Origin of the sequence: Amycolatopsis sp. NPDC051061 (assembly GCF_040682935.1) — a bacterium.
Taxonomy (GTDB): Bacteria; Actinomycetota; Actinomycetes; order Mycobacteriales; family Pseudonocardiaceae; genus Amycolatopsis.
Genome location: NZ_JBFBBZ010000005.1, coordinates 233,949 through 255,980 on the forward strand (window position 1 = coordinate 233,949; position 22,032 = coordinate 255,980).

General features: G+C 70.1%; 21 protein-coding genes. 14 read left to right on the forward strand and 7 right to left on the reverse strand.

Annotated elements, in window-relative coordinates; all coding sequences use genetic code 11:
• The first annotated feature begins 27 nt into the window (after positions 1-27).
• From AB0N03_RS09265 to AB0N03_RS09285, 5 genes are all read left to right on the forward strand, one after another.
• Positions 28-1,614 carry a carboxylesterase family protein gene (locus tag AB0N03_RS09265; RefSeq protein ID WP_364367808.1) on the forward strand — a complete coding sequence of 529 codons (1,587 nt, stop codon included), beginning with the start codon at positions 28-30 and terminating at the stop codon, positions 1,612-1,614.
• Positions 1,611-2,882: an MFS transporter gene (locus AB0N03_RS09270; RefSeq protein WP_364367811.1), complete on the forward strand. Its 1,272-nt coding sequence runs from the start codon at positions 1,611-1,613 to the stop codon at positions 2,880-2,882. The genes AB0N03_RS09265 and AB0N03_RS09270 overlap by 4 nt, the downstream gene beginning before the upstream one ends.
• Positions 2,882-3,103, forward strand: a complete 222-nt coding sequence (locus tag AB0N03_RS09275; protein WP_364367813.1) for a beta-propeller fold lactonase family protein — start codon at positions 2,882-2,884, stop codon at positions 3,101-3,103. The genes AB0N03_RS09270 and AB0N03_RS09275 overlap by 1 nt, the downstream gene beginning before the upstream one ends.
• Before the next feature lie 312 nt (positions 3,104-3,415).
• Entirely contained in the window at positions 3,416-4,396 is a 981-nt protein-coding gene (locus AB0N03_RS09280) for a DUF3500 domain-containing protein (protein WP_364367816.1), read from the forward strand.
• A 1-nt stretch (position 4,397) separates the two neighbouring features.
• On the forward strand, positions 4,398-5,711 hold the full coding sequence (locus tag AB0N03_RS09285; protein ID WP_364367819.1) for a HupE/UreJ family protein: 1,314 nt from the start codon (positions 4,398-4,400) through the stop codon (positions 5,709-5,711).
• A 90-nt stretch (positions 5,712-5,801) separates the two neighbouring features.
• On the opposite strand, the gene AB0N03_RS09290 is transcribed toward AB0N03_RS09285, so the two are convergent.
• Both AB0N03_RS09290 and AB0N03_RS09295 read right to left on the reverse strand, forming a co-directional pair.
• Positions 5,802-6,467, reverse strand: a complete 666-nt coding sequence (locus AB0N03_RS09290) for a response regulator transcription factor (protein ID WP_364367822.1) — start codon at positions 6,465-6,467, stop codon at positions 5,802-5,804.
• Positions 6,464-7,621, reverse strand: a complete 1,158-nt coding sequence (locus AB0N03_RS09295; protein WP_364367825.1) for a histidine kinase — start codon at positions 7,619-7,621, stop codon at positions 6,464-6,466. Before AB0N03_RS09295 ends, AB0N03_RS09290 begins: the two co-directional genes overlap by 4 nt.
• Before the next feature lie 108 nt (positions 7,622-7,729).
• Between AB0N03_RS09295 and AB0N03_RS09300 the strand changes: the two genes are divergently transcribed.
• From AB0N03_RS09300 to AB0N03_RS09320, 5 genes are read left to right on the forward strand one after another with little or no spacing between them, the layout of a single operon-like run.
• The gene (locus AB0N03_RS09300; RefSeq protein ID WP_364367827.1) at positions 7,730-8,251 is read left to right on the forward strand and encodes a hypothetical protein; all 522 of its coding nucleotides are present in this window, start codon (positions 7,730-7,732) and stop codon (positions 8,249-8,251) included.
• Positions 8,252-8,286: 35 nt separating this feature from the next.
• On the forward strand, positions 8,287-9,303 hold the full coding sequence (locus AB0N03_RS09305) for a zinc-binding dehydrogenase (protein WP_364367830.1): 1,017 nt from the start codon (positions 8,287-8,289) through the stop codon (positions 9,301-9,303).
• Between the two features lie 17 nt (positions 9,304-9,320).
• A complete protein-coding gene (locus tag AB0N03_RS09310; RefSeq protein ID WP_364367833.1) occupies positions 9,321-9,521 on the forward strand; it encodes a ferredoxin in 201 nt (66 codons plus the stop codon).
• Positions 9,518-10,702: an FAD-dependent oxidoreductase gene (locus AB0N03_RS09315; RefSeq protein ID WP_364367836.1), complete on the forward strand. Its 1,185-nt coding sequence runs from the start codon at positions 9,518-9,520 to the stop codon at positions 10,700-10,702. Before AB0N03_RS09310 ends, AB0N03_RS09315 begins: the two co-directional genes overlap by 4 nt.
• Before the next feature lie 30 nt (positions 10,703-10,732).
• Positions 10,733-11,941, forward strand: a complete 1,209-nt coding sequence (locus tag AB0N03_RS09320; RefSeq protein WP_364367839.1) for a cytochrome P450 — start codon at positions 10,733-10,735, stop codon at positions 11,939-11,941.
• 25 nt (positions 11,942-11,966) lie between these two features.
• Here the strand turns inward: AB0N03_RS09320 and AB0N03_RS09325 are convergent, their stop codons facing one another.
• Positions 11,967-13,124, reverse strand: a complete 1,158-nt coding sequence (locus AB0N03_RS09325; protein WP_364367842.1) for an acyl-CoA dehydrogenase family protein — start codon at positions 13,122-13,124, stop codon at positions 11,967-11,969.
• Positions 13,124-14,182 (reverse strand): 2,3-butanediol dehydrogenase, encoded by a 1,059-nt coding sequence (locus AB0N03_RS09330; protein ID WP_364367845.1) that lies wholly within the window; start codon positions 14,180-14,182, stop codon positions 13,124-13,126. The genes AB0N03_RS09325 and AB0N03_RS09330 overlap by 1 nt, the downstream gene beginning before the upstream one ends.
• 86 nt (positions 14,183-14,268) lie before the next feature.
• On the opposite strand from AB0N03_RS09330, the gene AB0N03_RS09335 reads away from it, so the two are divergent.
• Positions 14,269-16,209 (forward strand): dehydrogenase E1 component subunit alpha/beta, encoded by a 1,941-nt coding sequence (locus tag AB0N03_RS09335; protein ID WP_364367848.1) that lies wholly within the window; start codon positions 14,269-14,271, stop codon positions 16,207-16,209.
• Position 16,210: 1 nt separating this feature from the next.
• On the opposite strand, the gene AB0N03_RS09340 is transcribed toward AB0N03_RS09335, so the two are convergent.
• A complete protein-coding gene (locus AB0N03_RS09340) occupies positions 16,211-16,906 on the reverse strand; it encodes a TetR/AcrR family transcriptional regulator (protein WP_364367851.1) in 696 nt (231 codons plus the stop codon).
• Positions 16,907-17,121: 215 nt separating this feature from the next.
• Here AB0N03_RS09340 and AB0N03_RS09345 point away from each other — a divergent pair, with 215 nt between their 5' ends.
• Positions 17,122-18,636, forward strand: a complete 1,515-nt coding sequence (locus AB0N03_RS09345) for a long-chain fatty acid--CoA ligase (RefSeq protein WP_364367854.1) — start codon at positions 17,122-17,124, stop codon at positions 18,634-18,636.
• A 5-nt stretch (positions 18,637-18,641) separates the two neighbouring features.
• On the opposite strand, the gene AB0N03_RS09350 is transcribed toward AB0N03_RS09345, so the two are convergent.
• Positions 18,642-19,394 (reverse strand): SDR family NAD(P)-dependent oxidoreductase, encoded by a 753-nt coding sequence (locus tag AB0N03_RS09350; protein ID WP_364367857.1) that lies wholly within the window; start codon positions 19,392-19,394, stop codon positions 18,642-18,644.
• Positions 19,395-19,507: 113 nt separating this feature from the next.
• On the opposite strand from AB0N03_RS09350, the gene AB0N03_RS09355 reads away from it, so the two are divergent.
• Both AB0N03_RS09355 and AB0N03_RS09360 read left to right on the forward strand, forming a co-directional pair.
• Positions 19,508-20,308, forward strand: a complete 801-nt coding sequence (locus tag AB0N03_RS09355; protein ID WP_364367860.1) for an enoyl-CoA hydratase-related protein — start codon at positions 19,508-19,510, stop codon at positions 20,306-20,308.
• Between the two features lie 37 nt (positions 20,309-20,345).
• Positions 20,346-21,278 carry an SDR family NAD(P)-dependent oxidoreductase gene (locus AB0N03_RS09360; RefSeq protein WP_364367863.1) on the forward strand — a complete coding sequence of 311 codons (933 nt, stop codon included), beginning with the start codon at positions 20,346-20,348 and terminating at the stop codon, positions 21,276-21,278.
• Between the two features lie 46 nt (positions 21,279-21,324).
• Here AB0N03_RS09360 and AB0N03_RS09365 read toward each other — a convergent pair whose 3' ends face one another.
• A complete protein-coding gene (locus tag AB0N03_RS09365; RefSeq protein ID WP_364367866.1) occupies positions 21,325-21,903 on the reverse strand; it encodes an isochorismatase family protein in 579 nt (192 codons plus the stop codon).
• Between the last annotated feature and the right edge of the window lie 129 nt (positions 21,904-22,032).

Sequence of the window (22,032 nt, forward strand, 5' to 3'; positions counted from 1 at the left end):
CAAGAGACAAGCGCAGGAGTTGACCAGGTGCCTCGTTCGACAGTGATCAAGCGGCTGTGGTGGGCCACCACGGCCGTCATCGCCTTGTCCGCGATGTCCATGCCGGCCTCGTCGGCCGGAACCACCGCGGGCCTCGCGCCGGTCACAAAGCAGTCCACAGTGCACACGCAGGACGGGTGGGTGCAGGGCGTGGTGTCCGGTGGCGCGCGGCAGTTCCTCGGCGTGCCCTACGCGGCGCCGCCGGTGAACGACCGGCGGTTCGCGCCACCCCAGCCCGTCGCCTCGTGGGATGGCGTGCGCCCGGCGACCGTGCAGGCACCGGCCTGCGTCCAGTTCCAGCCGAAGGGCGTGCGCAACGAGCAGGCCACCAGCGAAGACTGCCTCTACCTCGACATCTACACGCCGCCCGGAGTCCAGCCGAAGAGCATGCTGCCCGTGTTGTTCTTCGTCCACGGCGGTGGCGGCACGCAAGGCAGCGGAGTGCTCTACGGCGGCGAGCGCTTCACGTCTCTGACAAACGCGATCTTCGTGTCCGTCAACTACCGCCTCGGGGCTTTCGGCCAGCTCGCGCTGCCGCAGCTCGACGGATCCGGCGACTTCGCGTTCCTCGACCAGCTCGCGGCCCTGAAGTGGGTCACGCAGAACATCGCCGAGTTCGGGGGAGACCCCGGCAACGTGACCGTGGACGGCCAGTCCGCCGGCTCCATGGCCGTCTGCGACATGCTGGCCTCGCCCCAAGCGGCCGGGTTGTTCCAGCGCGCGGTCCTGGAGAGCACGCCGTGCAACCTCGGCACCGCGACACTCGCTGCCGCCCAGGCGCAGGGTCGGCAGTTCGCGGCTGCGGCCGGCTGCACCGACGCCGCCACGATCGTGAGCTGCCTGCGCGCCGCGTGGACGCCCGATCTGGTCGCCGTGCAACAGAAGTATCGCCCCGGCGGGCTCGCCTACGGTACTCCGCTGCTGCCCCTGGTGCCGAAGGACGCGATCCAGCAGGGCAAGTGGAACAAGGTCCCGGTCATCGTCGGCAGCACCCGATGGGAATACAAGCTGCAGGACGTCGACGACGCCGACATGACGCCGGAGCAGTACACCGCGGCGATCCGGGACCAATTCGGCGCCGACGCGGCGGCCGTGCTGGCCCACTATCCCCTCGCGAACTATCCGGCACCCTTCTACGCCTACGCCGCGCTGGGGACCGACTCCGGTAAGGCGTGCCCGGCCTACTCGCTCGCCGGCCGGCTCGGCACGCAGGTGCCGACCTGGCAGGAGGAGTTCGACGACCCGACCTCTCCGACGCTGTTCGGGTTCCAGCCGCCGGGCATCGACATGTCCAGCGCCCACAGCGCAGAGCTGGCCTACCTCTGGAACTTCGCCCTGGGCGAGCGTCCGCTGACCGGTGTGCAGCTCACGCTCGGCAGGCAGATGGACCGCTACTGGGGCGCCTTCGCCCGGTCCGGCCGTCCCGCGGCGCCCGGGCTCACCGCCTGGCCGGCGGTGACCGCGTCCGCCCACCCGGTACTCGACTTCCGGCCGTCCGGGAACACGGTGTCCTCCACCCTGTTCGCCACCGAGCACCAGTGCGGCTTCTGGAGTGGTCTCGGGACGGTGAGTTGACCTCGCGGGCCGGAAAACGGTCGCCGGGGCGCGCGGTGCTGAGCCGGTTGCGGTTCGACGCGCTCGGCAACCGCAACTACCGGCGCTTCTTCGTCGGACAGACGGTGTCGGTGATCGGCACCTGGATGGAATCGGTGGCCCAGTCCTTCCTCGTACTGCAGCTCACCGGCTCGGGCACGCAGCTGGGATTGGTGACCGCAGTCCGGTTCGGCCCGATGTTCCTGTTCGGCCCGTGGGGCGGCCTGCTCGCCGACCGGCTCGACAAGCGGCGCGTGCTGCTGGTGACGCAGACTCTCGCCGGCGGGATATCGGCGACCTTCGGCGCGCTCGTCGCCACCCACCTGGTCGCGATGCCGGTCGTGTACGTGCTTGCGCTGGGGCTCGGCGTGGTCAACGTCTTCGACAATCCGGCGCGGGAGTCGCTGGTGCCGGATCTGGTGCCGCGGGAGCTGCTGCTCAACGCGGTGACGCTGAACTCGATCACGGTGCACGTCGCCCGGGGTGTGGGCGCCGCCTTCGGCGGGGTGATCGCCGCCGCTCTCGGCCTCGCGCTGTGCTTCGGCTTGAACGCGCTGTCCTTCGGCGTCGTGGTGGGATCGCTGCTCATGATGAATTCCCGGGAGATCGCCCGGGGAGCGCGCCCGTCCCGGCAGCGTGGCCAGGTCCGGGAGGCGATCCGCTATGTCACGGGTACGGCGGATCTGCTGCTCCCGATCGTCATGGTGGCGGTCACCGGAACGCTCGCCTGGGAGTTCCCGGTGAGCATGCCGCTGCTGGCCCGGGAGGCTTTCCACGGGAACACGGCGACCTACGGGGCAATGATGGCCACAATGGGCGCCGGCGCTCTGCTCGGCGGGCTGGTGAGCGCGTCCCGCACCCGGAACACCCTCACGTCGCTGGCCCTGGCCGGCCTGGGGTGGGGCAGCGCCATCACCGCGGCGGCCCTGGCCCCCAATCTGGCGGTGGAGTACCTCGTCCTGGTCGGGGTGGGCTACGGCAGCATCACGTTCAGTTCGCTGGCGAAGACGACGTTGCAGCTGCGGGCGGACCCGGCGATGCGGGGTCGCGTGATGGCGCTGTGGGCGATCGCGTGGCTGGGTTCGACGCCGATCGGCGGCCCGATCGTCGGTGCGGCGGGAGAACACCTCGGCGCCCGCTGGGGCCTGCTGCTCGGCGGAATCGCGACGCTGGCGATCAGCGTCGCCGCGTACCCGCGGCTGCGCGCGATCGACCGGAGGGAAGCTGAGGGGCCGGCACCGCTCGGTTGATGGGAAACACCGGTGCGCGGTTGGCTCGGGTGCACCCGAACGGCCGGTGGGTGCTCGTCGCCAACGAGGCGAGCAGCACCGTCAACGTCTTCAGGGTCGACGAGCTCTCGGGAGAACTGACGGACACGGGCAAGTACATCGCGGTGCCCAGCGGCCTACCGTGGACGAAACAGAGGAACAGCCCAGGAGACGCACAGCGGGATCAAAGGTTTCGTCCTTAGGTTCGAGAAAGCCGATAGAGGGAGCGCCCGAACGCTCACCTCGCCAGGGAGAACACCGTGTCCATTCGACGGACGGAAACCGATGTGCACGAGCCAATGCCCGGGAAAGGGGCGAGATCGGCTAGCCGGCCGATCTCGCGTGGCAGGCGTGGGGCGGTCCTCACGACCACCGTGGCAGCGGTTGTCGTCACGAGCTTGGTCGCTGGGTGCGGGGCCGGGAACTCCGCCGGATCCACCTCGTCGTCGGCATCGTCCAGCGCGCAAGCCGGTCCCGGTGGCGGCCGGCCCGGTGGGCTTCAGACGTTCACCGCGGTGGATCTGAACACCGATGGCGAGAACGCGTCGGGCGCCAACACGCCTGAGGTGGTCGCTACCGTCGAAGCGTTTCTCAAAACGCTCAGTGCCGACCAGAAGTCCACGGCCACCTTCGACTTCACCGACAACCAGTCCCGCCAGACGTGGTCGAACTACCCGGCGGCCACGGTTCCCCGCAAGGGCATCGCGCTCAGCGACCTTGGCGACGAGTCCAAGACGGCGGCGCTTGCCGTGGTCAAGACGATGCTGTCCGCGGAGGGATATTCCCAGGTCGAAGCCATTCAGAGTGCCGATGACTGGTTGAAGGCCAACAGCGACGGCGGCAACAGCGACTTCGGCGACGAGAACTACTACCTCGCGGTCTACGGCACACCGTCGACGACCGATCCGTTCATGGTGCAGTTCGGCGGCCACCACCTCGCTCGCAACTACACCTACAAGGGCGCCACCGCCAGCTTCACCCCGGCGTTCACCGGCACCGAGCCGAAGTCGTTCACCGTCGGCAACACCACCGTGGAACCCTTGAAAGAAAAGGCCGGTACCGCGTTCGCGGTGTTCAACTCGCTCAGCAGCGACCAGGACGCAAAGGCCAAGTTGTCGGCCAACCTCACCGACATCCTCATGGGGCCGGGGGTCGACAGTGGCAAGTTCCCCGCCTCCGAGGGCTTGCTCGTCAGTGAACTGTCCGAGCAGCAGAAGCAGCTGGTGCTCAGCGCGATCGCCGAGTGGGTGAACGACGCCGCACCCGACGCGGCCGCCTCGCTGCTGGAAACCTACAAGTCGCAACTGGACCAGACACGCATCGCCTACGCCGGCAGCAAAACCGTCGACGGAGAAAACACCTATTTGCGGATCGACGGCCCACACGTGTGGATCGAGCTGATCAACACGCGCAGCAGGAGCACCCCCAACGTGCACTACCACGGCGTGATCCGCGACAAGAACGACGACTACGGCAGTACCAACCCGAGTGCCTGACATGCGCTCGGCGACGGACTCGCCAGGAGCCGGTGGGCGCGGCACACCGCGGCCGGGCCGCCGGTTCCTGGCCGTGCTCGGCGTCCTGATCACCCTGGTGCTGGGCGGCGCGCCACCGGCGTCCGCGCACCCCATTAGCACCAGCGCGGTGCTGCTCGACCTCGGCGCAGACGAGGTCACCGCCAAGATCGAACTGCCCCTCGACGAGCTCGGCAGCGCCTTCGGCCGGACCTACACCCCGTCGAACGTTCTCGACCCCGCGACGATCACCGGCCTGCGTTCCTACGTGCGAGCCCACATGTCAGCCACTGACCCGGGTGACCGGACGTGGGTGACCACCGTCACCGGCGGCATGGTCGAGAACATCGACGGCATCGACCACCTCGTCCTCGACGCCACCCTCACGCCGTCCACGGGCACGGTCGGCGACTTCACACTCGACTACGACGCCGTCATCGACCGGCTCGCCTCGCACCGGGTTTTCGTCTCCGCGCGCTGGGGCCACTCGGGCGACTACACCACGCTGGTCATGCTTTCGTGGCAGCGTCAGAGTGTTCCCGTCGTCTCCGCCGCCGCACCCGCGTCGACCGACGGGTTCCTCTCGGCGGTCCAGTTGGGCGTCGAGCACATCAGCGGCGGCAGCGACCACCTGCTGTTCCTCATCATGCTGCTGCTTCCTGCACCACTGCTGGCGAAACGCCACCGGTGGGTACCTCGCACCGATCCGCGACGTGCCGGATGGCGCGTGGTGCACGTGGTCACCGCGTTCGCCATCGGACACTCCATCACCCTCGCTCTCGGCGCCCTCGGCCTGGTCCACCTCCCGACCCGGCTGGTGGAGAGCGGCATCGCCCTGTCGGTCCTGGTGTCGGCCATCCACGCGATCCGGCCACTCGTGCGCCGGGGCGAGGTGCTGATCGCGGGTACGTTCGGTCTGCTCCACGGTCTCGCGTTCGCCGCGCTCCTCGGCGAACTCGACCTCAGCCGAGCCAACCTCGTGGTCACCCTCCTCGGGTTCAATGCCGGTATCGAACTCACCCAGCTTCTCGTGGTCGCGCTGGTGATGCCGTCGCTCATCATGCTCAGCCGCACCGTCATCTACCCGTACTGGCGCATCGGGGTCGCCGCCCTCGGAGCGCTCCTCGCCGCTGCCTGGCTCGCCGAACGCACCGGCATCACGTCGACCAATCCGGTCGAGCCGGTCAGCGACGTGCTCGTCGACCACCCCCTGGTCCTCGCCGCGGGGTTCGCGGCACTGGCTCTGACCGCCGTCACCACCCAACGCATCCGCGCATCGGCCCGCCCCTCCGGCTGAGGCCATCGATCGTCCGCGGATATTCGATTCCGGCCGGCGGATCACCAAAGCCGGTCGCGTTCGTCCGCGGCGCAGTGCTCCTGCTCGTTGTTACTGGGGCGGCCGGATTCCGGCGCGGAAGGCGAGGGTGACGAGTTGGGCACGGTCGCGGGCGCCGACCTTGGTCATCGCCCGGTTCGCGTGGGTTTTGACCGTGAACGGCGAGACGTACATCTGTTCGGCGATCTGTGTGTTGTCCAAGCCGGACACGATGGCTTCGACGATCTCACGCTCCCGCGGCGTGAGCGCCTCGAACAACCGGACGATCTCCGGCTCGGCCCGGAAGCCGGGGTCGCTCGCCACGTGGCTGATGAGGGCGGCGGCCGCGGCCGGAGTCAGCGCGCCACCACCAGCGGCGACTTCGAGGATGGCGCCGGTGAGCTCGGCCGGGCCGACTCCCTTGCCGAGGAAGCCGTTCGCGCCGGCCCGGAGTGCGGCGAACACGTTCTCGTCGTGGTCGAACGTGGTGAGCACGATGATGCGTACCTGGCCGGGCGGGTAGGCGCGGCGGATGCGGCGCGTGGTCTCCACCCCGTCGATGCCGGGCATCCGGATGTCCATCAGCACGACGTCGACCGGCGTCGTCTCCAGCAGCCGCAGCGCGAGCAGGCCGTCCCCGGCTTCGGCGGCCACCTCGATGTCCTGATGTGCGTCGAGCATCGTGCGAAGGCCGACGCGGATCATCTCCTGGTCGTCGACGAGCATCACCCGGATCATCGGTTGTCCTCCGTGTCGAGGTCGAGGACGGCACGGACCCAGAACAGCTGCCCCTCCTCGCGGACTTCGAGCCGGCCGCCGACGGACGCGGCACGTTCGCGCATGCCGACGAGGCCGTATCCCGGGCGGGACGACTCTTCGCGCGGTGCGCGCACGTTGACCGCTTCGACCGTCAGCACATCGGTGTCAGCGGTGACGCGCAAGGTGAGAGTGCCGGTGCCGTGGCGCTGGGCGTTGGTCAGCGCTTCCTGGACGATGCGGTAGGCCGCCGTGCCGACGGTGTGCGGGAGGTCCGCGGGCGGCGGGTCGACGGTGGCGTCGACGTCGAGGCCCGCGGCGCGGGACGCCTCGACGAGCTCGGTGATGCGCCCGTAGTCCGCGGCCGGGGCGGTGCCTGGTTCCTCGCCGTCGACGCGCAGCGCACTGAGCACGTGCTGCGTCTCGCGGAGCACGGACTGCACCCCACTCCTCGCCGCCGCGAGGTCCGCACGAGCGACGTCCGCCCCGTCCGGCAGGTGCACCTCGGCGGCGCCGAGGTGCATGCTCACCAGCGCGACCTCGTGGCCGAGGGCATCGTGCAGGTCGCGCGCGATCCGCACCCGCTCCTCGGCCACGCGGCGCTCGGCCTCTGCTTCGCGGGTCGTGACCGCGTCTTGCGTCCGCTTGCGCAGTTCGTCCCAGTACCGGTGGTGGCCGCGGATGGCGCTCCCGGTGGCCGCGGCGGCCAGCGAGAACGCCACGGCGATCGACCCGATGTTGTCCCATCCGCCCGCGGCGTCGTGGATGGTGATGGCCAGGTAGTTCACCGCGCCGGTGGCGAGCCCCGCCGGCAGCGCGGGGATTCCCCGCACGGCGACCACGAACGTGGCGAAGACCGCGAACGTCCAGTTCGGCAGCGGATCGGCGCCGAGCAGTGCGGCCAGGAGTGGCCCGGCGAGCGTGAGGCCCAGCCCGGGCCACGGGTAGCGCCTGCTCACGGCGACGCCGAGACAGACGAGGACGAGCGCGGTGTAGCGCACGAGCGGATGCGGCAGGGCCGGGCTCGTGATGGCGTCGACGGTCACGCCGAGCCCGATCACGACGAGCGCGGCGATGTCGAACACGCGGGGACGGCGGAGCACCATCGGGCTCCGCTCCCACACATCGGCTGGCATGCGCCGATCCTCGCACGCGGCCATCCGGGCGGCATACTGCGAACGCAGTAGACGAAGGCGATTCACCAGGACGATTCGCGACGTCCCGCGTCCGTCCACGATGGTCACATGACGATCACCGCGAACGCACGGCAGTCTGTTTCCCACGAGTACACGACTGTTCAGGTGGACCGGGACAGCGAGTCGCTTTACCGCGACATCTACGCCGGCTTCGGCTGGACCTTCGACGGATACGCCCGGCCGCCGGGCAAGACCGTCGTCCTGAACCTGAAGCGCGATCGCTGGATCCGGAACCGGACCGTGGTGGCCGAGTTGCAGCGGACAGCCCAAGATGCGCTCGCCTCGATCGAGCGGCTCGAACGATCCAAGACGGCCAGGGCGTCCGTCGCCGCCTACGCGGCAGGGCTCGCCGGTGCCGCCTTCTTCGCCGGCGCGGTCTTCAGCTTCAACGTCGCGCTGATCCCGTTGTTCCTGTTCCTCGGTTTCCACGGCGTGGTGCTCTGGGCCGCGCCGTATTTCCTCTACAAGCGGTTGCGTGCGCGGCGGACCGCCAAGGTGACGCCGCTGATCGAGCGTCACCACGCCGTGCTCGACCAATCCCTCGAGCAGGCCGCCCGCTTCCTGAACTGATTCATCGCAGTCGTTTCCCGAATTTTTGGAGGTTCATGATGAAGTCCGTTGTGGTCACCGGCCCTGGCCGCGTCGAAGTGGTGGAGGTGCCGAAGCCTTCCGCCGGCCCGAAGGACGTCCTGGTCCGGATGCGAGCCTGCGGCCTCTGCGGTTCCGACGGCTACTACATCGCCCGGGGTGGCATCCCGCCGCGGGAAGGCGCCACTCCGCTCGGGCACGAGGGCGCGGGTGAGGTCGTCGAGGTCGGTACGGAGGTCACCGGGTTCGTGCCCGGCGACCACGTTGTGATGAATCCGCTGGCGCCCGGCTCCCAGTTGCTCGGCAGTGGCGGACCCATGGGCGCGCTGACCGAGTACCTGCTCTTCCACGACGCCGAACCCGGCCGTGAACTCCAGATCATCCCGCGGGACCTCCCGTTCGACGTGGCGGCGATCAACGAGCCGATGGCGGTCGCCCGGCACGCGGTGAACCGCACGGCCCCGAAGCCGGGGGACACGGTCGTCGTCTTCGGCGCGGGCCCGATCGGGCTCGGCGCGGTGCTCGGCTACCGGACCAGCGGGGCCCGCCACGTAGTCGTCGTCGACGTCCAGCCGGCCCGGCTGGACAAGGCACTCGCCGTCGGGGCGGACGCCGTCATCCACTCCGCCGAGGAGGACGTCGCCGCCCGGCTCACCGAACTGCACGGCCCCGGCGCGACCGTGCTGGGGGCGCCCCGCGCCGGCACCGACATCTACCTCGACGCAGCCGGCGTGCCGGCGGTGATCGAGACCGCGCTGGCGGCTGCGAAGGCGAACGCGACGCTGGGAGTCGTGGCTCTGCACAAGAAGCCCGTATCCGTGGACTTCGGCGCCCTGCTCGGTGTCGAGCCGACGATCGTCACGGCGATGGGTTACCCGCAGGAGATCTACCAGGTGACCGGCGACATCGTCGCCAACCAGGACCGCTACGCCCGCATCATCAGCCACCGCATCCCCTTCACCGACGTGCTGGCCGCACTCGACCTCGCTTCGACGCCGGGTGCCGCCGACAAGGTCGTCGTGACCTTCGACTGACGTACGAAAGGACAGTCATGAAGATTTCCATCGACCAGGAAAAGTGTTGCGCCGCAGGAACGTGCGTGACGATCGCCCCCGAGGTGTTCGACCAGCGGGACGAGGACGGCGTCGTCATCCTGCTCCTGTCGGATCCGCCGGCGGACCTGCAGGCAAGCGTGCGTGAAGCCGCTGGTGTATGCCCCGCGATGGCCATCCGGTTGCAGGAGGAGGCGTGAACACGCCACGGAATGTGCTGGTGGTCGGCGCCTCCGTCGCCGGTCTTTCTACGGTGGAGTCACTGCGGCGCAAGGGTTACCACGGTGCGGCGACCGTCCTCGGCGCCGAGGCCCACCTGCCCTACGATCGGCCGCCACTGTCCAAACAGGTGCTCGCCGGGGCCTGGGAACCCGGCCGGACGCAGCTGCGCACAGAAGCGGAACTGTCCGCACTGGACGCCGAGTTCGTACTCGGGGACGCGGCTACAAGCCTGGATCCGGCGACCCGCACCGTCCACACGGAGTCCGGGCACGCATGGAGCGCCGACACCGTCGTGATCGCCACCGGCGTCCGGCCCCGGACACTGCCGGGTCAGGACGGCCTCGAGGGCATCCACGTGCTGCGCACCCTCGACGACGCGCTGGCGCTGCGGGCGGACCTGCTCGCCGCGTCCCGGCTCGTGGTGGTCGGCGACGGCGTGCTGGGGGCCGAGATCGCCGCCACCGCGGCCGGCCTCGGACTCGCCGTCACCATGGTCGGCCCGCAGCCGGCGCCCCTGGCGGCCCAGGTCGGCCCGTTGGTCAGCAGCCTGCTGGCGGACCTGCACACCGCGGGCGGGGTCCAACTGCGGCTGGGCACCGGTGTCAGCGGCTTCACCAGCCGCCGGCACCACGTCGCGGGCGTGTGCCTGATGACGGGCGAGGTGCTCCCGGCCGACGTCGTCGTCGTGGCCGTCGGCGCCGACCCGGTGACCGGCTGGCTCGCCGGGAGTGGCCTGACCCTGGATAACGGCGTGGTGTGCGACTCGCGGTGCCGTGCCGCGGCGGACGTCTACGCGGTCGGTGACGTTGCGCGGTGGCACCACGAAGGGTACGGGACGTCGATGCGGCTGGAGAACCGGACCAACGCCACCGAACAAGCCGCCGCGGTGGCCGCCGCCATCCTCGGCGAAGACCGGCCCTACACGCCGGTGCCGTATTACTGGACCGATCAATTCGACGTCAAACTGCAGGTTCACGGCCTGCTCCCGGCGGCCGCCGAGGTGACCATTGTGGACGGTTACGTGACCGCGGGTCGGTTCGTCGCACGCTACGAGCAGGACGGCCGCACAACTGGCGTCCTCGGCTGGAACATGCCCAAGCAGACCCGGTTGCGCCGTCAGGAAGTCGCCGACGCGCTCACCGAGCCCGTTCCCGCTTGACCACTGAACATCATCCTTTGGAGGAGTGCCATGACCGAGACCTTCACCGAGTTCCCGGCGGCGCGGGCGGCCGGCTGCCCGTTTGCGCCGCCGCCCGCGTTGCGTGAGGTGGCGGCGGAAAGGCCGCTGTCGCGGGTGCGCTTGTGGGACGGCAGCAGCCCGTGGCTGATCACCGGGCACGCCGAGCAGCGGTCCATCCTGTCCGATCCGCGGGTCAGCATGGACGACAAACGACCCGGTTTTCCCCACCAGAACGCTGCGACCGCCGAGAACGTTCGCCACCACCCGCAAACCATCTTCAACACCGACGCCCCCGAGCACACCCGGTTCCGGCGGTTGATGACCTTTCCCTTCACCGCCAAGCGTGTCGAAGCGCTCCGCCCGGCCATCCAGCAGATCACCGACGACCTCATCGACAAGATGCTCGCCGGCCCGAAGCCGGTCGATCTCGTCCAGGCCGTTGCCCTGCCGCTGCCGACGCTGATGATCTGCGAGCTGCTCGGCGTCCCCTACGAAGACCACGACCTGTTCCAGCGCAACGCCACGGTTGCGGTCGACCGCAACGCCACCGCCGAGGACAACACCCGTGCCAACACCGAACTCGTCGGGTATCTCGCCCGGCTGATCACAACCCGGATGGAGAATCCCGGCGAAGGCTGGGTCGCCGAGCTGGCCGAGCGGGTCAAGACCGGCGAGATCGACGTCGCCGGTGCCGCGCAGCTGGGTGTGGTGCTGCTCATCGCCGGACACGAAACCAGCGCCAACATGATCGCCCTCGGCACTCTCGCGCTGCTGGAGAACCCCGATCAGCTCGACGTCTTCCGGACCGGCGACGACCCCAAGGTCATCGCCGGGGCGGTCGAGGAGATGTTGCGTTACCTGTCCATCGCCCATCACGGGCTGCGGCGCGTCGCCACCGAGAACATCGAGATCGGCGGCGAGACCATCCGGGCGGGCGAGGGCATCATCGTGCCGCTGCCGGTGGCCAACTGGGACGGCGACGTCTTCCCCGACCCCGAGCGGCTCGACCTGCACCGCCAGGCCCGGCAGCACCACGCCTTCGGGTTCGGCATCCACCAGTGCGTCGGGCAGCAGTTGGCCCGGGTCGAGCTCCAGGTCGTCTACAGCACGCTCTACAAGCGCATTCCCACCCTCGCACCGGCGACCGGCGTCGACAGCCTCCGGTTCAAGGACGACTACCTCGCCTACGGCGTCCTCGAACTGCCGGTCACCTGGTGACGTCGCCACCCGCGGGCGGACGCGGTCAGCGCCCGCCCGCGGTCAGTGCCTTGGCGATGACGTTGCGCTGCACCTCGTTGGTGCCCTCGCCGATCTCGAGGATCTTGGCGTCGGCGTAGAAGCGCGAGATGGCCGACTCGCGGATGTAGCCGTAGCCGCCGTGGATCTGGACACTCGCGCTGGCCGCGCGGTTGGCCACCTCCGAGGCGTACAGCTTGGCCATGGCCGCCTCCTTGCCGAAGGGCCGCCCCTGGTCACCGAGCCAGGCGGCGCGGTAGACGAGTCCGCGGGCGGCTTCGATCTCGGTGGCCATGTCGGCGAGCTTGTGCCCGACCGCCTGGAACCGGCTGAGCGGGCGGCCGAACTGGTGCCGGTCGCCGGCGTGCCGGATGGCGAGGTCGAGCGCGGCCTGCGCGAGCGACAATGCCAGCGCGGCGACGCTGATCCGGCCCGCGTCGAGCACTTCGAGGAACTGGCGCAGCCCGTTGCCCTCTTCGCCGATGAGGTGGTCGTCGGGGACCCGGCAGTCGGTGAACACGAGCTCGCGCGTGTCCATCGCGTGCCAGCCGAGCTTGCGCAGCGGCTGTCCCTTCTCGTAGCCGGGGGTGCCGTCGGGGACGAAGAACGTGCCGTACCGCTTCTTGCCGCCTTCGCCGTCACCGGTCACCGCGAGGACGGTGACGCCGAGACTCATCTCCGTGCCGGCGTTGCTGATGAACATCTTGGTGCCGTTCAGCACCCAGCTGTCGCCGTCGCGACGCGCCTGGGTGCGGATCCCGGCGGCGTCCGAGCCCGCCGTCGGTTCGGTGAGCCCGAACGCGCCGATGTTCTGGCCCGCCGCCAGCGGGGCGAGCCACTTCTGCTTCTGGTCTTCGGTGCCGAAGGTGGCCAGCGGCAGCGACGCGATCGTCGAATGCGCGTTCCAGGCGGAGGCCACGGACTGGTCGGCCGCCCCGAGCGCCTCCATCGCGGCCACGTAGGACACGAACCCGGCGTTCGCGCCGCCGTAGGCCTCGTCGACGAGCATGCCCATCAGGCCCAGCCCGCCGAGCTTGCGGAACACCTCGGCGGGGAAGTACGCGCGCTCGGACCAGTCCGCGGCGTACGGCGCGATCTCTTTCGCGGCGAAGTCCCGGCAGAGGCGCTGCACCGCGAGGGTCTCCTCGGGCAGGTCGAAATCCATCAGTGCTCCTTCGGGTTCAGCAGGATCTTCAGGTGCCGGCCGCGGTCGCCGTCGAGTTCCGCGAACGCGTCGAGGCCCTTCGACAGCGGGTACACGCCGGTGAGCAACGGAGCCGGGTCGAAGCGGGCGTCGGCGATCAGGTCCAGGACCCGGGGGATGTCGAAGTTGTAGCCGAGCGAGCCGAGCACGGTCCGCTCGAACGGGACGATCTGCGTGATCGGCAGGGACGCCGAGCCGCCGCTGATCCCGGCGAGGACGACCCGGCCGCCGCGGCGGACCGTGGTGACGGCGAGTTCGACGAGCTCCGGCCGGCCGGTGGCCTCGACCACGACGTCCGGGCCGATCCGGCCGGTGCGCAGGAATACTTCGCGCCGCACGTCGGCCGCCGTGGGGTCGAAGACCTCCGTCGCGCCGAGGGCGGCGGCGCGCTCGGCGCGTTCGGGCACCGGCTCGCTGACGTAGATGCCCGCGGCGCCGGCCAGCTTCACCGCCATCAGGACGGCGACGCCGATGGGGCCGGCGCCGAGGACGAGCACATTGTCGCCCGGCTGGATCGCCGCCCGGCGGACCGCGTGCAGCCCGACAGCGAGCGGCTCGGCCAGCGCGGCGATCTCGTCGGAAACTCCGTCCGGGACCTTGACGAGTCCCTCCAGTGGCACGGTGACGAACGGGGCGAAGGCCCCGTCGGAGGCGAGACCGACCGAACCGCCCTTCGCGCAGATGTGATACTCGCCGTGCCGACACCAGCGGCAGGTTCCGCAGCGCAGGCACGGGTCGACGACCACCCGCGTGCCGACGTCGATCCCGGGCACCGGGCTGCCCAACGCGGTCACCCGGCCGCTGAACTCGTGTCCGAGGGTGACGGGCGGGGCGTGTCCGGTCAAGGGGTGCGGACCGGTCCGGATGAGGTTCGGGCCGTGCAGGTATTCGTGCAGGTCTGTGCCGCAAACGCCGCTGTAGGCGACTTCGACGACGGCTTCGCGCGGTCCGGGCTGTCCCGGTCGCGGCACGTCGTCCAGCCGCAGATCTCCTCTTCCGTGCCACCGCAGGGCTCGCATGCCGACCACCTTGTTTTTTCGACCAGTCGGTACAAGAATCGTGGTTCCTCGCCGAATGTCAAGAGGAAGGCAGGGGTAGGAACGCGATGACCGCCGAAGCGCTCTGTGAGATGTACCGGAGGATGCGGCTGATCCGGCAGTTCGAGGACCGCGCGTCCCGGCTGTACCGCACCAACGAGATTCCCGGCTTCCTGCACTTGTCCATCGGACAGGAGGCCTCCGCGGTCGGCGCGTGCTGGCCGCTGGACGAGCGCGACGTCGTGACCTCGACCCATCGCGGGCACGGCCACTGCATCGCCAAGGGCCTCGACGTCACGGGCATGTTCGCCGAGCTGATGGGCCGGGAGACCGGGACCTGTCAGGGGCGCGGCGGCTCCATGCACATCGCCGATCCGCGCAAGGGCATCTTCGGCGCCAACGGGATCGTGGCCGCGGGCCTGCCGATCGCCGTGGGCGCGGCCACGGCCGCGCAATTGCGGGACCGGGGCGGGGTCGTGCTGGCGTTCTTCGGGGACGGCGCGGTCGCGCAGGGCATGTTCCACGAGGCCGTCAACCTCGCCGCGGTGTGGCAGCTGCCGGTGGTCTTCTGCTGCGAGAACAACCACTACGCCGAGTTCTCCCCGGCGGCCGACCAGCACCGCGCGACGCTGGCCGACCGCGCCCGCGGCTACGGCGTGGACTACGCGCACGTCGACGGCAACGACGTCGTCGCCGTCGCCGAGACCGTGACCGACCTGGTGGCGAAGCTTCGCTCCGGCGGTGGCCCGGTCCTCCTGGAGGCAGAGACCTACCGCTGGCACGGACACTACGAAGGCGACCCGGAAAGCTACCGCGACCCGGCCGAGCTGGCCGAGTGGAAGACCCGGGATCCCCTGATCCGGCTGGTGGAGCGCCTCGACGCCGACCGGGTCGCCGAGATCGACCGCGAGGTCGACGCGGTGATCGAGCAGGCCGTCGCCGAGGCGCGGGCGGCCGCCGAGCCGGCCCCGGAGACGCTGCACCACTACGTCGGCGTGCCCCGCGAACCGGTGCCGGAACCGCCGGACGCGGCCGGCGAGGTCTTCCGGACGATGGACGCGATCCACGAGGCCCTCGACCACGAGCTGGCCGCCGACGACGGGGTGTTCCTGGCCGGCATCGACGTCGGGGCCGGCGGCAACGTCTTCGGCTTGACGCGCGGCCTCGCCGCGAAGTACCCGGGCCGGGTGCGGGACACCCCGATCTCCGAGAGCGCGGTGGTCGGGGTGGGGGTCGGCGCCGCGATGGCCGGGCTGCGCCCGGTGGTGGAGCTGATGTACTTCGACTTCATCGGCGTGTGCCTGGACCAGCTGATGAACCAGGCCGCCAAGCTGCGGTTCATGACCGGGGGCGCGGTGAGCCTCCCGCTGGTCGTGCGCACGCAGTTCGGCGCGGGCAAGTCGTCGGGCAGCCAGCACTCGCAGAGCCTGGAGGCCCTGCTCGCCCACATCCCCGGGCTGACCGTGGTGATGCCCTCGACCCCGGCCGACACCTACGGCCTGCTGCGCGCGGCGATCCGGGACCCCAACCCCGTGGTCTTCGTCGAGAACCGCCTGCTCTATGGACGCAAGGGGCCGCGGCCGGACCCGGGCCACCTGATCCCGCTCGGGCGGGCGGCGATCCGCCGGGAGGGCACCGACGTCACGCTGGTGTCGTATTCGAAGCTCGTGCACGACTGTGCCGCGGTCGCCGAGCAGCTGGCGGGCGAGGGGATCAGCGTCGAGGTGATCGACCTGCGGACGATCGCGCCGCTCGACACCGAGACGGTGCTGCGTTCGCTGGCCAAGACCGGCCGGCTAGTTGTCGCGCACCAGGCGGTCGAGCAGTTCGGGGTGGGGGCCGAGCTGGCCGCCGTCGCCGCGCAGGAGGGCTTCTGGACCCTCGACGCCCCGGTGATCCGGGTGGGCGCGGCCGCGACCCCGGCGCCCTACGCGCCGTCGCTCGAGCGGGCGTGGCTACCCGATCAGGAGCGGATCGCCGCGGCGGTCCGCCGGTCGGTGCGCTCGTGAATCACTCGTCCGGGGGAGAAGGGGGAAGCTCTGCCGCGGGTGTCTGCCGTTGGGCGAGAAACTCGCGAACGCGGTCTTCGAGGTCGTCGACCTGGTAGCCGGAGCTGCGGAAACCCACGATGAGGGTGGTGCAGTACTCCCGGGCCAGGGTTTCCGCGTCCCACTCGCCGCCCGGCTTGACCCACTGGTAGGTGTGGTTGTGCATGTTCAGGAACTGGAGCATGGCCAGGCGCGGGTCCAGTTTGCGGAACGAACCGTCGTCCATCGCGGTGGTCAGCAGATCCTGGACGATCTTTTCGAACTCGCGGCGCTGGCGCAGCAGCCGCGCGCGGTTCGTGCCGCGCAGGTTGCGGTAGTCGTGCTCGTACACCCACACGTGGTCCAGCCGGGCCAGGATGTTCTCCAGCAGTGCCTGCGACAGCAGCCGCAGCCGCAGCACGGGGTCCTCGTCCAAGGCCGCGATCCGGCGCGCCGAGGTCAGCAGCGGGCGCAGCACCCGGTCCTGGATCTCGACGAGCAGGTTCTCCTTCGAGCCGATGTAGTAGTACAGCGCGCCCTTGGCCAGCCCGGCGACCTGCCCGATCTCGGCGATGCCGGTGGCCGCGTAGCCCTGCTTGGCGAACAGCGCCGCGGCCTGGTCGATGATCTCCTGGCGTTTGATCTCGTAGCCCGGCCCGTGCCCCGGTGGTCTTGGCATGGCTCAGGAGCTTATGCGCACCTCGCGCGCGGTGCCGTGTTCACCCGGGAAAAGGGATCAATCCCACCCTCGGCCGAGTCGCGGTCCGGGGCTTGTCAGCCTGCGCGGACGGCTTTACAGTGCTTGCGGCACCGTTTCCTAGACCAACCGGTACACGAAACTCGGGAACGGCACTCGGCGACGGTGCGCGCGACGCCGCTCACCGAGGAGGGCCGATGTACAACTTCGCCAGCGTGGTCGATCACAACGCGAGCCGTCAGCCGGACAAGGTGGTGCTCTCCCAGGGCGAACGGCGGTTGACCAACCGTGAGTTCCACGCCCGCGTCGGCGCGCTGGCCGCCGGGCTGCGTGAGCTGGGCATCGGCCGCGGAGACATCGTCGCTCTGCTGCTCTACAACCACCTCGAGTTCCTCGAGATGATCTTCGCGCTGAACCGGATCGGCGCCGCTTTCCTGCCGCTGAACTACCGGCTCTCGCCCGTCGAGTGGAAGTTCATCCTCGGTCATTCCGAGGCGGTCGCGTTGTTCACCGAACCCGAGTTCGCCGACGCGGTCCCGGGGGAGGGGCCGCGCCACCGCATCCTGCTCGGGCCGCGGCGGTCCGGCTGGCTGTCCTATGAGGACATCCTGACGCGCCACCGCGGCGAGCACGTGCCGGTCGAGCCGGTCGGGCCGGATCACCTGCAGCGGCTGATGTACACCTCCGGCACGACCTCCCGTCCCAAGGGCGTGCGGATCACGCACGCCAACCACCTGTTCAAGAACCTCGGGCACCTCGTCGAGTTCGGCCTCTCCAGCGCCGACACCACGCTGGTGTGCGGGCCGTTGTACCACGTCGGCGGACTCGACCTGCCCGGCCTGGGCACGTTGCACGCGGGCGGGAGCCTGGTCGTCTTACGCAAGTTCGACGCACGCGAGGTGATTGACACGATCGAAGCGCGGCGGCCGACCAACGTCTGGCTCGCGCCCTCGATGATGAACGCCGTGCTCCGGTTGCCCGACCTGACCGAGCGCGACACCTCGTCGCTCCGGTTCATCATCGGGGGCGGGGAGAAGATGCCCGTGCCCCTGGTGGAACGCATCCGCGCGGCTTTCCCCGGCGCTTGGTTCGCTGACGCCTACGGGCTGACCGAAACGGTGTCCGGCGACACCTTCAACGACGCCGAACACATGCTCTCGAAGGTGGGCTCGGTGGGCCGTCCGGTCGTCCACCTCCGGATCCGGGTCGTGGATGAGCAGGGGAGCGAGGTGCCGGCCGGGCAACTCGGGGAGATCACGCTGTCGGGGCCGAAGGTGTTTTCAGGCTACTGGCGCGACGAAGAAGCGACGGCGAAGGCGCTGCGTGACGGCTGGTTCCACACCGGCGACATCGGCCGCGTCGACGAGGACGGCTACCTGTACATGGAGGACCGCAAGAAGGACATGATCGTGTCGGGTGGCGAGAACATCGCGACACCCGAGGTCGAGCGGGTCCTGTACGAGCACCCTGATGTGGTCGAGGCAGCGGTGGTAGGCATGCCGCACGAACGCTGGGGGGAGGTGCCGCAGGCGTTCGTCGTGCGTCGGCCCGGTTCGGCGGTCGACGCGGCCGAGCTGACGGCGCACTGCCGGGAGCGGTTGGCGAAGTTCAAGGTGCCTGCGGCGATCTTGTTCCTGAACGAACTCCCGCGCACGCCGTCGGGCAAGGTGCTCAAACGCGATCTGCGGTCGCCGGGCGTCCGGGCGGGATAAGTCCGTCAGAGCAGCGAGTAGCCGCCGTCGACCGTGATCGTCGTTCCGGTCACGTAGGCCGAAGACTCCGAGGCCAGGAAGAAGTAGATGCCGGGGAGGTCGGCGGGAGTGCCCCAGCGCCGCAGTGCCGTGTGATCGACGATGCCGGTGTCGCGCTCGGTGTCGCGGCGCCAGTGGGCGCCCAGTCCGGTGTCGAACCAGCCGAGGGCGACCGCGTTGACCGTGATGCCCCGCGGCCCCAGCTCCTGTGCCAGCGCGGCCACCAGTGCCTGGGTGCCGCTCTTCGAAGCGGAGTATGCGGCCAGGCCGGCCCGGGGCCTGGCTCCCAGCACGGAGCCCGTCACGATGATCCGGCCGCCGGGGCCCATCGCCGCCGCGGCCGCCCGCGCGCCGAGGAACGTGCCGGTCAGGTTCACGTCGATGATTTCCCGCCAGGCCTCGGGGGTCGTCTCCGTGACCGGCGAGACTCCGGGCGACACCCCGGCGTTGCCGATCCACACGTCCACCCCGCCGAAGCGCTCGACCATGTGCGCGGCGACGGATTCGTTGAACGCCGCGTCACGGACGTCCCCAGGGCACACCAGGGGCTCACCCCGCAGTGAGCCGGCCACCTCGTCCAGGGCGGCTTCGGAGCGTGCCACCAGCCCGAGTCGCGCACCCGCGGTGTCGAACGCCGTCGCGAGCACACTTCCCAGCCCGCGGCCGGCGCCGGTGATCACCACTCGCCGACCCGAGAGATCGGCCAGGTCCCCGTGCATGCGTTTGCCACCCTTCGTTCGGTGCGCCCGGCAAATCTCTGCTGGCGCGAAGTGTCGACCGATCGGTACATTAAACGCGCCCAGCGTAGCGCACGATCCGGAGGCACAGAACCGTGTCCAACCCCGAGGAACCGGCCAAGGTGCGGCTCGACGCCCACCCGTCCGACGAGCGGCTCGCTGTCCTGCGCATCGAAAGACCGCCCGTGAACGCGCTCGACCAGGCGATGTGGGATCTCTTCGCGGACGTGTCGGCGGAGCTGCACGCGAGCACGACCTACCGGGCCGTCGTGATCACGGGAGGCGCGCGGCACTTCGCGGCCGGTGCGGACGTGAAAGAGCTCGTCGACCTGACCCCCGAGCAGTTCCACGAGCGCAACCAGGTGCTGCAGCAGGCGTTCCACGCCATCTCGACTGCCCCACAGGTGACGATCGCGGCGATCAACGGCTACGCACTGGGTGGTGGGTGTGAACTGGCCCTCGCCGCCGACTTCAGGATCGCCGGGAGCGGCGCCGTGCTCGGGCTGCCCGAGATCACCCTCGGGATCATGCCCGGCTCCGGCGGGACGCAACGGCTCGCGCGAGCCGTCGGGCACACCAGGGCGAAGGACCTCATCTTTTCCGGACGGCGCGTGCCCGCCGACGAGGCACTGCGGATCGGGCTCGTTGATCGGGTGGTCGACGACGCCGAGGTGCTCGACGCCGCCGTCGAGCAGGGACTCGTCTACGCGCGAGGGCCGCTGGCCCTCGCCTATGCCAAGCAGGCGATCGATGCCAGTGCCGTACTGCCGATCGAGGCCGGGCTGGCGCTGGAAGCCGATCTGATCACCAGGTGCTTCGCCAGCGAAGACGCGCGGCACGGATTGCGCAGCTTTGTAGAGAAAGGTCCGAGGCAAGCGACGTTTCACGGCCGGTGACGCACCGGTGCACCACTTCCAGAACGAGGAGTCACGGATGAGCGAGTTGTTCAGTTTCCAGGGGCGTGTCGCGATCGTCACCGGCGCGGGCCGCGGCATCGGGCGGGCCCATGCCCGCCTCTTGGCCAAGCGGGGCGCGAAGGTCGTCGTCAACGACCTCGGCGGGTCGATGGCGGGTGACGGGCTCGACGCCGGGCCCGCCCAGTCGGTCGTCGAGGAGATCGTGGCCGACGGCGGCGAGGCCGTGGCCGACACCCACGACGTCTCCACGACGGCGGGCGGTGAGGCCATCGTCGGCACGGCGCTCGAGCACTTCGGCCGCATCGACGTCGTGGTCAACAACGCCGGGATCATCCGGTGGGGCGGCCTGCCGGACGTCGACCTGGAAAACCTCGAGCGCCACCTCGCCGTGCACCTGCTCGGTTCGTTCACCACCATGCGAGCCGCGTGGCCGCACTTCGTCGAGCAGGGCTACGGACGGGTCGTGCTGACCACCTCGACCGGTCTGTTCGGGCTCGACAGCAACCTGTCGTACGCGGCGGCGAAGGCGGGGGTCATCGGTCTGGCCCGCAGCGCGAAGCTGGCCGGCGAGCCGCACGGGATCAAGGTCAACCTGATCGCCCCGGCGGCACAGACCCGGATGGCGGGCGGCGACCCGCTGGCCGACGACGCCCAGGCCGTCCCCGGGCAGCCGTTCATGCCGTCGGACGCCGTGGCGCCGATGGCCGCGTTCCTGGCCCACGAAAGCTGCCCGGTCAACGGGGAGATCTACACGGCGGGAGCCGGTCGCTTCGCGCGGCTGTTCATCGCCTCGACCGAAGGCTACGTGCACGACGGCGGCGCGGCCACGATCGAAGATCTCGCCAAGAACTGGGACGCCGTCAACGACGAGTCGGGCTACTACGTGCCCGCGGACCTGATGGCCTGGTCCGGCGCCTTCCTCAAGCACCAGTTCACGCCGAGCGCCTGAAACGACGACCCACTCGCCGCCCAGGACCGGGCGGCGAGTGGGTCGGTCAGGCGGTCGCGGCGACCTTCTCGAGCAGGTGCAGGACTTCGTCGGTGGTGCCGGTCTCGCCGAGCGCGGGGAAGATCCGGACGACGCTGTTCTCGTGCGCTTCGGCGCTGAAGTCGGTCATCGCGTCGGTCGCGAGCGTCACGTGGTAGCCGTGCTCGTACGCCTGCCGGGCGGTGGATTCGACACCGAAGCTGGTCGCGACGCCGACCACGACGACCTGGGTGGCCCCGAGGTCCTGGAGGTGGTCGTCGAGCCCGGTGCACACGAACGCGCCCCAGGTCTGCTTGAGGATCTCGTGGTCCGACTCCTGCTGGTTCAGTTCGGGCAGCAGGTCCGCGGAGTCGGCGGGCGGCCGGGGTGCCCCTGGCCTGCTGAACGACCGTTCCGTGCGGCCCGGAGCGATGCCGGTGGCGCGGACGAGGACGACCGGCAGGCCGCGCTCGCGGAACGCGTCCGCCAGGCGCGCCGCGTTGGCCGCGACCTCCGCTATCGGATGTACCGCGGGCAGCGCGGCGACCCCCTTCTGCAGGTCGACGACGATGAGGGCGGTGTTCGGGTCGAGGGTGGACAGGGCCACGGAACCTCCTGAATAGACGGACGACGGACAGCCGGGCGGTGCGGGGCGGGCGGCCCGCACCGCCCGGCGGTGCCGCCGCAGACGGTGGCGACCGGCGGCAGCGGACAGCCCGGGTCACCGGGGAGCCGC

What these genes read in the sequence shown, in the direction of transcription:
- AB0N03_RS09325 (WP_364367842.1), bottom strand. Translation starts at nt 13,124, where the DNA reads ATGGATTTCGACCTGCCCGAGGAGACCCTCGCGGTGCAGCGCCTCTGC.
- AB0N03_RS09305 (WP_364367830.1), top strand. Translation starts at nt 8,287, where the DNA reads ATGATGAAGTCCGTTGTGGTCACCGGCCCTGGCCGCGTCGAAGTGGTG.
- AB0N03_RS09295 (WP_364367825.1), bottom strand. Translation starts at nt 7,621, where the DNA reads ATGCCAGCCGATGTGTGGGAGCGGAGCCCGATGGTGCTCCGCCGTCCC.
- AB0N03_RS09275 (WP_364367813.1), top strand. Translation starts at nt 2,882, where the DNA reads ATGGGAAACACCGGTGCGCGGTTGGCTCGGGTGCACCCGAACGGCCGG.
- AB0N03_RS09340 (WP_364367851.1), bottom strand. Translation starts at nt 16,906, where the DNA reads ATGCCAAGACCACCGGGGCACGGGCCGGGCTACGAGATCAAACGCCAG.
- AB0N03_RS09350 (WP_364367857.1), bottom strand. Translation starts at nt 19,394, where the DNA reads ATGCACGGGGACCTGGCCGATCTCTCGGGTCGGCGAGTGGTGATCACC.
- AB0N03_RS09320 (WP_364367839.1), top strand. Translation starts at nt 10,733, where the DNA reads ATGACCGAGACCTTCACCGAGTTCCCGGCGGCGCGGGCGGCCGGCTGC.
- AB0N03_RS09300 (WP_364367827.1), top strand. Translation starts at nt 7,730, where the DNA reads ATGACGATCACCGCGAACGCACGGCAGTCTGTTTCCCACGAGTACACG.
- AB0N03_RS09335 (WP_364367848.1), top strand. Translation starts at nt 14,269, where the DNA reads ATGACCGCCGAAGCGCTCTGTGAGATGTACCGGAGGATGCGGCTGATC.
- AB0N03_RS09330 (WP_364367845.1), bottom strand. Translation starts at nt 14,182, where the DNA reads ATGCGAGCCCTGCGGTGGCACGGAAGAGGAGATCTGCGGCTGGACGAC.
- AB0N03_RS09345 (WP_364367854.1), top strand. Translation starts at nt 17,122, where the DNA reads ATGTACAACTTCGCCAGCGTGGTCGATCACAACGCGAGCCGTCAGCCG.
- AB0N03_RS09290 (WP_364367822.1), bottom strand. Translation starts at nt 6,467, where the DNA reads ATGATCCGGGTGATGCTCGTCGACGACCAGGAGATGATCCGCGTCGGC.
- AB0N03_RS09360 (WP_364367863.1), top strand. Translation starts at nt 20,346, where the DNA reads ATGAGCGAGTTGTTCAGTTTCCAGGGGCGTGTCGCGATCGTCACCGGC.
- AB0N03_RS09285 (WP_364367819.1), top strand. Translation starts at nt 4,398, where the DNA reads ATGCGCTCGGCGACGGACTCGCCAGGAGCCGGTGGGCGCGGCACACCG.
- AB0N03_RS09310 (WP_364367833.1), top strand. Translation starts at nt 9,321, where the DNA reads ATGAAGATTTCCATCGACCAGGAAAAGTGTTGCGCCGCAGGAACGTGC.